Genomic DNA, 11,872 nt, shown 5'->3' with positions numbered 1-11,872 from the left:
GCGACTGCGTCGCCTCCGACTACGCTCCTTGACATGGCGTCGCCGTTCATCGAGATCGAGGTCGACGACCGCGTCGTCAAGGTCACCAACCCCGACCGCGTCTACTTCCCGCCCACCGACGCGGCGCCGAGCGGCGCGACCAAGGTCGACCTCGTCGAGTACTACCTCGCCGTCGGCGACGGGATCGTCAACGCCCTCCTCGAGCGTCCGTGCATGCTGCACCGCTTCCCCAAGGGACTGGCGGGCGACAAGGTGCACCAGAAGCGCCTGCCCGCCGGAGCACCCGACTGGGTGGAGACCGTCCAGCTGTTCTTCCCGCGGTGGAAGCGCACCGCCGACGAGCTGTGCGTGACCGAGCTGGCGAGCGTCATCTGGGCGGTGCAGATGTCGACGGTCGAGTTCCACCCGTGGAACAGCCGGCGCTCCGACACCGAGAAGCCCGACGAGTGGCGCATCGACCTCGACCCGGGGCCCGCATGTGACTGGGCCACCGTTCAGCGGGTCGCTCACATCGCCCACGAGGTGCTCGACGAGCTCGGTGCCGTCGGCTTCCCCAAGACCAGCGGCGGGTCGGGGATGCACGTCTACGTGCGGATCCCACCCGACCACGGCTTCCAGGACGTACGCCGCGGCGCGCTGGCGTTCGCACGCGAGGTCGAGCGGCGGGCCGGGGGAGAGGTCACGACGGCGTGGTGGCGCAAGGACCGCGACCCCTCGCAGCTCTTCGTCGACTACAACCAGAACGCCCGCGACCACACCATCGCCGCCGCCTACTCCGTCCGGGGCGTGCCCGAGGCCCGCGTGTCGGCGCCGATCCGCTGGGACGAGGTCGACGGCTGCGTGCCCGACGACTTCACCATCTTCACGATGCCCCAGCGGTTCGCGGAGATCGGCGACCTGCACGCCGGGATCGACGACCACCCGTTCGACATCGCCCCGCTGCTCGAGTGGGCGACCCGCGACGAGTCCGAGGGCGCCGAGGCGCCACCGGAGCCCGAGGAGACCTAGCCGGTCGCCCGGCCCCGGCGGTCGACCAACGCACGCGCCGGCACAGCCCGCGCACAGGCCGTCCTCATCGTCCTCTCACGCGCGCGACCTAGCCTCGAGCCATGCAGCAGAACAGGTCCGCCCAGCCGCGCACCGGTCGGGTCGCAGTCGTCGTCAACACCGCAGCCCGCCGCGGGGCGCGTGCGCTCCCGCTCGTGGAGGCAGCAGTCCGGGGTGTGTCGGACGACGTGACGGTGCACCCCGTGCACGGCGGCCTCGAGCTCCTCGAGGCGCTGGCGGTCGCCGTCGAGTCCGAGCCCGACCTGCTCGTGGTGGGTGGGGGTGACGGCACGATCGGCTGCGCGGCCGCCTTGGTCGCCCACTCGGGCACCGCGCTCGGCGTGCTCCCCCTCGGGACCGCCAACGACTTCGCCCGCACCCTCGGCGTCCCGGACGACCTGGGGGCGGCGGTCGACACGCTGGTCCACGGTCACGTGGTCGACGTCGACCTCGGCCGCGTCGACGGGCGCGCCTACCTCAACGTCGCGTCGGTCGGTCTTTCCGTCGCCGTCACCCAGAGGCTGACTCCCGCGCTGAAGCAGCGCCTGGGTCGCTTCGCCTACCCGGCGGCCACCCTGGCGGCGTACCGGACCCACCGACCGTTCGCCGCCCGCCTCGAGCTCGACGACGGCACCACGCTCGAGCTCGCCGACCTCATGCAGGTCGCCGTCGGCAACGGGCGGCACTACGGCGGCGGGCTCACCGTCGCACCGGACGCGTCGATCGACGACCACCTCCTCGACGTGTACGCCGTCGAGAAGGGCCGGCTGCGCGACCACGTCTCGGTCGCGCGGCTGCTGCGGACCGGTCACCTCGTCGAGCACGACCGGGTGCACCACGTCACCACCCGGCGCCTGCGCCTGGTCACCGACGAGCCGCTACCGGTCAACCTCGACGGCGAGATCGCGGCCACCACCACGGCGACGTTCGAGGTCGACCGCAACGCACTCCACGTCGTCGTACCGGCTGGGAGCAGTGCCGCGCGTCTCGACGGTCCCGGGGGTCACTAGGCTCGCCCTGTGGGCATCCAGATCACGCCGAGCATCCTCAACGCCGACCTGTCGCGCCTCGCCGACGAGGTGGCCCGGATCCCCAGTGCCGACTGGGTGCACGTGGACGTCATGGACAACCACTTCGTGCCCAACCTGACCCTCGGCCTGCCCGTCATCGAGGCGCTCAGCAAGCACGCCTCCCAGCCGATCGACGCGCACCTGATGATCGAGGACGCCGACCGGTGGGCACCGGCGTACGCCGAGGCGGGGTGCGGGTCCGTCACGTTCCACGCCGAGGCGGCCAAGGCGCCGGTGCGGCTCGCCCGTGAGATCCGGTCGCAGGGCGCGCGCGCGTCGATGGCGCTCAAGCCGGCGACACCGATCGAGCCCTACGAGGCGCTGCTGCCCGAGCTCGACATGGTGCTCATCATGACCGTCGAGCCCGGCTTCGGCGGCCAGAAGTTCCTCGACCTGTGCCTGCCCAAGATCCGCACCGCCCGCGAGCTCATGCGCAAGCACGGCGTCGAGACCTGGCTCCAGGTCGACGGAGGCGTGTCGCTGGAGACCATCGAGCGGTGTGCCGAGGCCGGGGCCGACGTGTTCGTCGCCGGATCGGCCGTCTACTCCGCCGACGACCCCGACGCGATGGTGGCCGAGCTGCGGGCGAAGGCGGCGGCGGCCTCGTCGTGAGTCGCCCGGCGACCGTCGACGACATCCACGCCACCGCGCGTGCGATGCCCCACGTGAGCGTCGTACGCCCGGAGAAGAACCCCGTCTACCAGGTGGGCAGCAAGTCGTTCGTGTTCTTCCGGACGCCACGACCCGACGCCGTGGACCCCGTGACGGGCGAGCGCTACGACGACGTCGTGGTCATCTGGGTCGCCTCCGAGGGCGACAAGCAGGCGTTGCTGCAGGACGAGCGACTGCCGTTCTTCACGACAGCGCACTTCGACGGCCACGCGTCCGTGCTGCTGCGCACCTCCCGGGTGGGGGAGATCGAGCGGGACGAGCTCGTCGAGGTCATCGAGGAGGCCTGGCTCGCGCAGGCGTCGGACCGTCGCGTCCGCGCCTGGCTGGCGTCGCGCGACCTCGAGCCGTAGGGATCGGTCCGTAGGTTGGGCGCATGACCGAGTCCGTGTGGGACTACCCCCGCCCGCCGCGGGTCGACCCGAGCAGCGAGCACGTCGTCGTCATCCACGGTGGCCTCGTCGTCGCCGAGACCACCGCGAGCCTGCGGGTGCTGGAGACCAGCCACCCGCCGACGTACTACCTGCCGGCAGCCGACTTCGTCGAGGGGGTGCTCCGCCCGGGGCAGGGCGCCTCGTGGTGCGAGTGGAAGGGCCAGGCGGCCTACTACGACCTGGCGATCGGCGACGAGGTGCTCCCGGCCGTGGCGTGGACCTACCCGACGCCCTCGACGGGCTTCGAGACGCTGGTCGACCACGTCGCGCTGTACCCGGGCAAGGTCGACCGCTGCACCGTCGACGACGAGGTCGTCCAACCGCAGCCGGGCAGCTTCTACGGCGGCTGGATCACGTCGCGGGTCACCGGACCGTTCAAGGGCGGACCGGGCTCCACCGGCTGGTAGCCGCCCGTCCCGCCCGGGACCTGCTCAGTGCAGGCCGCGGTCGTTGACCTGCTGACTGCGAAGGTGGGACCCGTGCCGCGCGTGGTCGTCCACCCGTCGCTGGTCGGCCACCAGCGTCTCGCCCTCGAGCTGGTCGGCGCGCGTCTGCACCCGCTCAAGGCGGGCGTTCCAGGTGTCCACGTCACGTGCCACGTCGTCCAGGCGGGCCGCCGGCAGGACGATCGCGTCCCCCTCGCTCCGAAGCCCCGGCTCGACCGACGCCAGCCCCTCCGCCTCGTAGGTCGTCAGCGGCCGGGTCAGCCTGATCCGGACGGGATAGGTCTCCTGGTCCACGTCGGACGGGTCCACCGCCAGCTCCACGATCCCGAGTGCCGGCCTGTGCCTGCGTGTCGTCATCTGCGTCGTCCCCTCAACCGGGACCGGGGTGGCCCCGCTCCTTCGAGTCGAGCACCGTGGGGCGGCGACGTCCATGGGGTCCGCACCCCATGGCGTCGGTCGGGTCAGCCGGCGAAGAGGGTCAGCCGCTGCCGGATGATCTTGCGGCGCAGCACCACGCGCCGCTTGCCGTCGTTGCCGATGCGGAGCCGGTCGAGCTCCCAGCCACCGTGCTCGGCCCGCTCGACGAGCACCCGGGTGACGACGTTGCGGGAGAAGTCCTGGGGCAGCACGAGCGTCTCGAACTCCCACTCCACCCCGCGGCCCGGTGGGCGGCGCTGGATCCTGGCCATCGTCTCTCCCGTCTCTCGTGTCTCTCCCGGAAGGGTGCGTTCAGTCGGCCGACACGTCGTCGAGGGCGTCGACGATCTCCGGCGGCAGGGTCAGCTCCTCGATGCCCAGCGCTCCCTTGAGCTGTGCGGCCGTGCGGGCACCTACGATCGGGGCGGCGACCCCGGGCCGGTCGCGTACCCAGACGAGCGACACCTCCAGCGGCGACCAGCCGAGGCCGTCGCCGGCGCGCGCGACGGCCTCCACGATCCCGCGACCGCGCTCGTCGAGGTAGGCGCCCACGAACCCGGCGAAGTGCTCGGTGGCGGCGCGCGAGTCCGACGGCGTGCCGGTGCGGTACTTCCCGGTGAGCACGCCGCGGCCGAGGGGCGACCAGGGCAGGACCCCGAGCCCCAGCGCCTGTGCGGCGGGGACGACCTCGTGCTCGACGTGGCGGTTGAGGAGCGAGTACTCGACCTGGGTCGACGCCAGCGGCACCCGCCCGGGGACGGCTCGCTGCCAGGTCGCGGCCTGCGCGGTCTGCCAGCCGGTGTAGTTGGAGACGCCGACGTAGGACGCGCGGCCCGAGGTGACGGCGAGGTCGAGGGCGCTGAGCGTCTCCTCGACCGGGGTCTCGTCGGTCCACACGTGGACCTGCCAGAGGTCGACGTGGTCGACACCGAGGCGCTTCAGCGAGGCGTCGAGGGTGGTCAGCAGGCTGCCGCGGGAGGTGTCGGTGACGCGTGCGCCCGTACGCCGGTGGATGCCCGCCTTGGTCGCGAGGACCACCTCGTCGCGGGAGACGACATCACCGATGAGCGTCCCGATCAGCTCCTCGCTCGCGCCGTCACCGTAGCCCGCCGCGGTGTCGACCAGGGTGCCCCCGGCCTCGGCGAAGGCGATCAGCTGGTCGCGCGCCTCGTGCTCGTCGGTGTCACGGCCCCAGGTCATCGTGCCGAGGCCGAGCCGGGAGACCTTCAGTCCGGTCGCGCCGAGGGAACGCTGCTGCATGGTGGTGAGGGTAGCCACGGGTGGTGCGGAGAGCACACGAGACGCGCCCGTAGGCTCCCGCCCTGTGATCGATCTCCTCAAGGCAGTGGTCCTCGGCGTCATCCAGGGGTTGACCGAGTTCCTGCCGATCTCGAGCAGCGCGCACCTGCGAATCTTCCCCGAGCTGTTCGGCTGGGGGGACCCGGGGGCGGCGTTCACGGCCGTGATCCAGATCGGCACCGAGCTCGCCGTGCTGATCTACTTCCGCAAGGACATCTGGCGCATCGGCAGCGCGTGGGTGCGCTCGCTGTTCAAGGCGGAGTACCGCGGCACGATCGACGCTCGGATGGGCTGGTTCATCATCATCGGCTCGCTGCCGATCGTGGTGCTCGGGGTGCTGCTCAAGGACGTGATCGAGCGCGACTTCCGCAACCTGTGGATCACCGGCACGACGCTGATCGTGATGGGCGTCGTCCTCGGCATCGCCGACCGCGTCGGACGCACCGACCGGCCGCTGGGCAAGCTCACGCTGAGGGACGCGGTCCTGATGGGCGTCGCGCAGGCCCTCGCGCTGATCCCCGGCGTCTCACGCTCGGGCGCCACGATCTCCATGGGCCGCTTCCTCGGCTTCGACCGCGAGGCCGCGACCCGGTTCGCCTTCCTGCTCGCGATCCCCGCGGTCGTCGGCGCCGGGCTCTTCGAGCTCAAGGAGATCCCGCACGGCCACAACGACTTCGGCTGGGGCCCCACCATCACCGCCACGGTCGTCTCGTTCGTCGTCGGCTACGCCGCCATCGCCTGGCTGCTGCGCTACGTCAGCACGAACTCCTACACGCCCTTCGTGATCTACCGGATCCTGCTCGGAACCGGCGTGCTCATCCTGCTCGGAGCCGGCGTGCTGACCGCCTGAACGTGTCGGCCAGCAGCACCAGCGCCACGACCTGGGTGACGGCGACGACGGCCACGAGCGCCGGCAGCGACCGGTCGTAGAGCCACCCGGCGGTGACGCCGCCGACGATCGCGAAGAGTCCCTGGATCCCTGCGAAGACTCCGTACGCCGTCGCGCGGCGCGGCGCGTCGACCAGGTCGGCGACCACCGCCTTGACCGTCGAGTCCTGGACGCCCTGGGCCACGCCCCACGCGACGACGCCGCCCAGGATCGCGACCAGGGCCGAGCCGAGGGCGAGGGCCGGGACGAGCGCCACCAGCACCGGCACGAGGAGCAGCACGCGCGGGCCAGTGCGGTCGTAGACCGAGCCGACGGCGAGCGCTGCGACCGCCTCGACGCCCATCGCCGCGGCGTACACCACGGGGACGGCCGCGACGGGCATCAGGTCGTCGACCGTGAGGTGGTAGCCGATGATCCCGAAGGTGACCAGCGCACCCGTCGTCAGCGACGCGGCGACGGCGTAGCGGAAGAAGTCGCCCGGCAGGCCCGACCCGACGGCGTCCGCCCACCAGCTGCGGCGGGCGGCCGGGTGCTCGGGGGCCACTGGCGGGGGCGAGTCGTCGTACACGCTGGGGTCGGGGACGCGGCGGCGCAGGGTGAGCAGCAGGACCATCGCGACGGCGCCGGGGACGGCCAGCACGGCCATGCCCCACCAGAGGGACGCGACCGCGACGACCCCGGCCACCACGAGCGGTCCGGCGAACGCGCCCACCTGGTCGAGGGCCTTGTGCACCCCGAAGCCGCGCCCACGGCCGACGGCGCTCGCGACGTGGGCGAGCAGCGCCGACTTCGACGGTGACCGGACCGCCTTGCCGAGGCGCTCGAGCAGGATCATCGTGGAGGCGAAGGCCAGCCCGGCCGCACCCAGGCGCGGCGCCAGCGCGATCAGCGGGACGCAGATCGCGGTGAGGCCGTAGCCCACGATCGTCAGGGACCAGTAGCGGCCCGTGCGGTCGGCGATCGGGCCGAACGCCAGGCGCAGGACGAGCGCGACCGCCTCACCTGCCCCGGTCACCAGCCCGACGACCAGCGCGGACGCACCGAGGGCCGCGAGGACGGGGCCGTAGACCGAGCGGGCGCCCTCGTAGACCATGTCTGCGGCCAGGCTGACGAAACCGAACCACCAGACCACCCGCCAGGCCGTGGGGGCGCCGGTCGCCGATCGCGCTACAGCCACCCGGACTTCTTGAACCAGGTGAACAGGCCGCCCGCGATCGCGGCCATCAGGAGCAGTGCGAAGGGGTAACCGAGGCGCCAGTGCAGCTCGGGCATGTGGTCGAAGTTCATCCCGTAGATGCCGGCGACCAGCGTCGGTACGACGATCAGCGCGGCGCCGGCGGAGATCTTGCGCATGTCCTCGTTCTGCTGGACCGAGATCCGGGCGAGGTGGGCGTCGAAGGCGGTGGACAGCAGCACGTCGAGGCTGTCGATCACCTCGGAGACACGCTGGAGGTGGTCGGCGACGTCGCGGAAGTAGGTGGCCGTCTCGACGGTGATCCGCTCGTCGACGCCCATGGCGAACTTCCGCATCGGCTCGCGCAGCGGCATGACAGCCCGGCGCACCTCGGCGATCTCGCGCTTGAGGACGTAGATCCGGTTGGAGTCGTTGGTCCGCGCCTCGGAGAAGACCGACTCCTCGACCTCGTCGACGTCCATCTCGAGCTCCTGGCCGACCTTCTCGTACTCGTCGACGACGCGGTCGCAGATGGCGTAGAGGACGGCCATCGGTCCGTGCTCGAGCACCTGGGCGCGGTGCTCGAGGTCGCGTCGCGCCTTCGCCAGGTCGATGCCGTGGCCGTGCCGGACGGTCACCACGAAGTCCTTCCCGACGAACAGGTTGATCTCGCCGGTCTCGACCGCGTCCTCCTCGTCGACGTACCAGAGCGTCTTGAGCACGAGGAACAGCGTGTCGCCGTAGCGCTCGAGCTTGGGACGCTGGTGGGAGTCGCCGGCGTCCTCGACGGCGAGCGGGTGCAGGTCGAAGGTGCGCGCGATCAGCTCGAGCTCGTCGGGGCTGGGGTCGTGGATCCCGACCCACTGGAAGTCACCGGGGTCGCACGGCACCCGGGCCCAGCCGAGGCTCTGGTCGTCGGCGTCACCGAGCTGGACCCGCTTGCCCTGGTGGTAGAGGGCGTTGTCCACGATCACAAGGCCGAGGCTAGCCCCACTAACCTCTGGAGAATGCCCACCGTCATCCTCGTGCGACACGGCCGCTCGTCGGCCAACGCGACCGGAGTCCTCGCCGGCCGGCTGCCCGGCGTCCACCTCGACGACGCCGGCGTGAAGCAGGCGGTCGCGGTGGGGGAGCGGCTCGCAGGCGTACGACTCGCTGCCGCGGTCACCAGCCCCCTGGAGCGCTGCCGCGAGACGTGCCGCGAGATCACCACCCGGCAGGCCGACCCCCTGCGCGCGGGTAGCGACAAGCAGCTGTCGGAGTGCGACTACGGCGAGTGGCAGGGACGACCGCTCAAGGAGCTCGCCAAGGAGAAGCTCTGGAAGACCGTCCAGGCGCAGCCGTCGGCGGCCACCTTCCCCGGAGGGGAGTCGATGCGGGCGATGCAGGACCGCGCGGTGGCAGCCGTACGACGGCACGACGCGCGGGTGGCGGCCGAGCACGGCGACGACGCCGTGTGGCTCGCCGTCAGCCACGGCGACGTGATCAAGTCGATCCTCGCCGACGCGCTCGGCACCCACCTCGACCTCTTCCAGCGCATCCACGTCGACCCCGCGTCGGTGTCGATCGTGCGCTACACCGAGTCGCGGCCGTTCGTGATCGGCACCAACACCCACGCCGGCGACCTCGCCTGGCTGACCCCGCCGAAGAAACCCCGCCGCACCACCCGCAGCCGGCGCGCGGACGCCGAGGTGGGTGGAGGCGCCGGACCCCAGACAGGCACGCCCTAGGGTGAGTGACATGCCCGTCGTGCACCGCTTCGACCCACCCGAGCGCTTCGTCGCCGGCACCGTTGGCGAGCCCGGCCAGCGCACGTTCTTCCTCCAGGCGCGCGAGGGCGCCCGGCTGGTCAGCGTCTCGCTGGAGAAGCAGCAGGTGCAGGCCCTCGCCGAGCGCATCGACGAGCTCCTCGACGAGCTGATGCAGGCCGCCGGCGACGACGTGCTGATCCCGGCGATCGCGCCGCGCGACCTCACCGACACCCAGCCCCTCGAGCAGCCGATCGAGGAGGAGTTCCGCGCCGGCACGATGACCCTGTCGTGGGACGGCGCCGACGAGCGGGTGGTGATCGAGGTCTTCCCCTTCACCGAGGCCGCGGTCGTCTCGCCCGAGCAGCTGCAGGAGGACCTCGAGGACCTCCTCGAGCCCGAGCCGGACGAGATCTTCCTCGTCCGGCTCACCGCCGCCGCGGCGCGGTCGTTCGTGGAGCGCTCGCTGTCCGTGATCGGCGCCGGGCGCCCCGACTGCCCCTTCTGCGGCGAGCCGATCGACCCGGACGGGCACCTCTGCGTCCGCGCCAACGGCTTCCGGCGTCGTGATCCCTGACAGCACCCTCCCGGCCGGCTTCCCCACCGGGGAGCTGACCCTGCACGGCCGCGTCCTGCCTGCGTCCAACGCCACCTTCGTCGGTGAGCTCGACGGCGTCCGGGTCGTCTACAAGCCGATCGCGGGGGAGCGTCCGCTGTGGGACTTCCCCCACGGCACGCTGGCCGCGCGCGAGGTGGGTGCGTACGCCGTCTCCGAGGCGCTCGGCTGGGACATCGTGCCGCCGACGGTCCTCGGCGACGGGCCGCACGGCCCGGGGATGGTGCAGCTGTGGCGTGACGAGGTCGAGGACGCGTCGCCCGTCGACATCGTCGGAGAGGGCGAGCTCCCGGCGGGCTTCCGCCACGTCTTCGACGGCCTCGACGCCCACGACCAGGCGGTGTCGCTGGTCCACGAGGACAGCGAGCCCCTGCGGCGGATGGCGCTCTTCGACGTGGTGGTCAACAACGCCGACCGCAAGGGCGGCCACGTCCTGCCCATGCCCGACGGCCACCGGCACGGCGTCGACCACGGGCTGACCTTCCACGTCGAGCACAAGCTCCGCACCGTGCTGTGGGGCTTCGTGGGCGACGCGATCAGCGCCGACGAGGCCGACGGCCTGCGAGGGCTCGCGGCGGCGCTCGACGGCGAGCTGGGCGCGACCCTCTCCGGGATGCTCACCGATGATGAGGTCGAGACGACGAGGCGCCGGGTCGACCGGCTGCTGGCGCGGGGGACGTTCCCCGGCCCGCGCTCGTCGTCGTACCCCGTCATCCCCTGGCCCCCGTTCTGAGCCGCGCGAGGCCGTATCGAGATCGAGACGGGCAGCGACGGCCGGCGCCTCCCGGGCGGCGGATAGGCTTCGCGACATGCGTGCCTGGTCGTCGCCCGACGTTCCCTCACTGCCCGTGACGGGCCCCGTCGTGCGGGTGCACGACACCGCGAGCGACGTCCTCGTCGAGACGCGGCCCGAGGGACCGGCGCGGATGTACGTCTGCGGGATCACCCCCTACGACGCCACCCACATGGGCCACGCCGCGACCTACGTCGGCTTCGACCTCCTCAACCGCGCCTGGCGCAACGCCGGCCACGAGGTGACGTACGTCCAGAACGTGACGGACGTCGACGACCCGCTGCTGGAGCGCGCCACCAAGGTCAACGTCGACTGGGCCGAGCTCGCCCAGCGCGAGACCCAGCTCTTCCGCGAGGACATGGAGGCCCTGAGGGTCCTGCCGCCCGCGCACTACACCGGGGCGGTCGAGTCCATCCCGCAGGTGATCGAGCTGATCCAGCGACTCGACGAGGCCGGGTCGGTCTACCGCGTCGACGACGACCTCTACTTCTCGGTGACCGCCGACGACACCTTCGGCGCCGTGTCCGGCCTCGACCGCGACACGATGCTCGAGATCTTCCCCGAGCGAGGTGGCGACCCCGACCGCGATGGCAAGAAGGACCCGCTCGACTGCCTGCTGTGGCGTGCCGAGCGGCCGGGCGAGCCGGCGTGGGACAGCCCGTGGGGTCCTGGCCGGCCGGGCTGGCACGTCGAGTGCTCCGCGATCGCGCTGGACCACCTCGGGTCCACGTTCGACGTGCAGGGCGGCGGCAGCGACCTCGTCTTCCCGCACCACGAGATGTCGGCCGGTCACGCGCAGGTCGCCCACCCGGGGGAGCGGTTCGCGCGGACCTACGCCCACGCCGGGATGGTCGCCTACGACGGCGAGAAGATGTCGAAGTCCAAGGGCAACCTCGTCTTCGTCTCCGCGCTGCGGATGAGCGAGGTCGACCCGATGGCGATCCGGCTGGTGCTGCTGCGCCACCACTACCGCAGCGACTGGGAGTGGACCGACGACCAGCTCTGGGACGCCGTCGACTCCCTGGCCACCTGGCGCCGGGCCCTCGCGCTCGGCAACGGTGCGCCGGCCCTTCCGTACGTCGAGCGGGTGCTCGCCGCCCTGGCCGACGACCTCGACGCGCCGACCGCCGTCGCCGCCGTCCAGGAGTGGGTCGAGGCGACCCTCGGCACCACCGGCCTCGCCGACACCTCTGACCCGGAGGCCGCGGCCACCGTCCACCGGCTCCTCGACGCCGCCCTCGGCCTCTCGCTCTGACGTACGCCGCCTCCT

At 72.1% G+C, this 11,872-nt stretch carries 15 protein-coding genes; 10 read left to right on the top strand and 5 right to left on the bottom strand.

What is annotated here, in order from left to right:
• The first annotated feature begins 33 nt into the window (after positions 1–33).
• From ligD to JOD65_RS14680, 5 genes are all read left to right on the top strand, one after another.
• The gene (gene ligD / locus JOD65_RS14700) at positions 34–1,008 is read left to right on the top strand and encodes a non-homologous end-joining DNA ligase (protein ID WP_191195672.1); all 975 of its coding nucleotides are present in this window, start codon (positions 34–36) and stop codon (positions 1,006–1,008) included.
• 101 nt (positions 1,009–1,109) lie between these two features.
• Entirely contained in the window at positions 1,110–2,057 is a 948-nt protein-coding gene (locus JOD65_RS14695) for a lipid kinase (protein ID WP_191195671.1), read from the top strand.
• A 9-nt stretch (positions 2,058–2,066) separates the two neighbouring features.
• The gene (rpe, locus tag JOD65_RS14690; RefSeq protein WP_191195670.1) at positions 2,067–2,729 is read left to right on the top strand and encodes a ribulose-phosphate 3-epimerase; all 663 of its coding nucleotides are present in this window, start codon (positions 2,067–2,069) and stop codon (positions 2,727–2,729) included.
• On the top strand, positions 2,726–3,139 hold the full coding sequence (locus tag JOD65_RS14685) for an MmcQ/YjbR family DNA-binding protein (protein WP_191195669.1): 414 nt from the start codon (positions 2,726–2,728) through the stop codon (positions 3,137–3,139). The genes rpe and JOD65_RS14685 overlap by 4 nt, the downstream gene beginning before the upstream one ends.
• Before the next feature lie 23 nt (positions 3,140–3,162).
• Positions 3,163–3,627 (top strand): DUF427 domain-containing protein, encoded by a 465-nt coding sequence (locus JOD65_RS14680; RefSeq protein WP_191195668.1) that lies wholly within the window; start codon positions 3,163–3,165, stop codon positions 3,625–3,627.
• 24 nt (positions 3,628–3,651) lie between these two features.
• Here JOD65_RS14680 and JOD65_RS14675 read toward each other — a convergent pair whose 3' ends face one another.
• The 3 genes from JOD65_RS14675 to JOD65_RS14665 all read right to left on the bottom strand — a co-directional run bounded on the left by JOD65_RS14675 (position 3,652) and on the right by JOD65_RS14665 (position 5,343).
• Entirely contained in the window at positions 3,652–4,023 is a 372-nt protein-coding gene (locus tag JOD65_RS14675; RefSeq protein ID WP_191195667.1) for a hypothetical protein, read from the bottom strand.
• 104 nt (positions 4,024–4,127) lie between these two features.
• Positions 4,128–4,355, bottom strand: coding sequence for a DUF5703 family protein (locus JOD65_RS14670; RefSeq protein ID WP_191195666.1), 228 nt, complete (start codon positions 4,353–4,355; stop codon positions 4,128–4,130).
• A gap of 40 nt (positions 4,356–4,395) precedes the next feature.
• Positions 4,396–5,343: an aldo/keto reductase gene (locus tag JOD65_RS14665; protein WP_191195665.1), complete on the bottom strand. Its 948-nt coding sequence runs from the start codon at positions 5,341–5,343 to the stop codon at positions 4,396–4,398.
• Between the two features lie 67 nt (positions 5,344–5,410).
• On the opposite strand from JOD65_RS14665, the gene JOD65_RS14660 reads away from it, so the two are divergent.
• Entirely contained in the window at positions 5,411–6,232 is an 822-nt protein-coding gene (locus JOD65_RS14660) for an undecaprenyl-diphosphate phosphatase (RefSeq protein ID WP_191196212.1), read from the top strand.
• Here JOD65_RS14660 and JOD65_RS14655 read toward each other — a convergent pair.
• On the bottom strand, positions 6,198–7,448 hold the full coding sequence (locus JOD65_RS14655; RefSeq protein ID WP_307821192.1) for an MFS transporter: 1,251 nt from the start codon (positions 7,446–7,448) through the stop codon (positions 6,198–6,200). The genes JOD65_RS14660 and JOD65_RS14655 overlap by 35 nt on opposite strands.
• Positions 7,439–8,419, bottom strand: coding sequence for a magnesium/cobalt transporter CorA (gene corA, locus JOD65_RS14650; protein ID WP_191195664.1), 981 nt, complete (start codon positions 8,417–8,419; stop codon positions 7,439–7,441). The genes JOD65_RS14655 and corA overlap by 10 nt, the downstream gene beginning before the upstream one ends.
• 33 nt (positions 8,420–8,452) lie before the next feature.
• On the opposite strand from corA, the gene JOD65_RS14645 reads away from it, so the two are divergent.
• The 4 genes from JOD65_RS14645 (at position 8,453) to mshC (ending at position 11,857) form a co-directional block, all read left to right on the top strand.
• Entirely contained in the window at positions 8,453–9,175 is a 723-nt protein-coding gene (locus tag JOD65_RS14645; protein ID WP_191195663.1) for a histidine phosphatase family protein, read from the top strand.
• A 10-nt stretch (positions 9,176–9,185) separates the two neighbouring features.
• Complete coding sequence (locus JOD65_RS14640; protein ID WP_191195662.1) at positions 9,186–9,770, top strand: DUF3090 domain-containing protein; 585 nt, start codon at positions 9,186–9,188, stop codon at positions 9,768–9,770.
• Positions 9,760–10,542, top strand: coding sequence for an SCO1664 family protein (locus JOD65_RS14635; protein WP_307821191.1), 783 nt, complete (start codon positions 9,760–9,762; stop codon positions 10,540–10,542). Before JOD65_RS14640 ends, JOD65_RS14635 begins: the two co-directional genes overlap by 11 nt.
• A 76-nt stretch (positions 10,543–10,618) precedes the next feature.
• The gene (mshC, locus tag JOD65_RS14630; protein WP_191195661.1) at positions 10,619–11,857 is read left to right on the top strand and encodes a cysteine--1-D-myo-inosityl 2-amino-2-deoxy-alpha-D-glucopyranoside ligase; all 1,239 of its coding nucleotides are present in this window, start codon (positions 10,619–10,621) and stop codon (positions 11,855–11,857) included.
• Positions 11,858–11,872: the final 15 nt, after the last annotated feature.

Source organism: Nocardioides cavernae, assembly GCF_016907475.1.
GTDB classification, from domain to species: Bacteria; Actinomycetota; Actinomycetes; order Propionibacteriales; family Nocardioidaceae; genus Nocardioides; species Nocardioides cavernae.
Note: the sequence above shows the minus strand (reverse complement) of the source record. Positions and strands in the feature narration are given on the sequence as shown.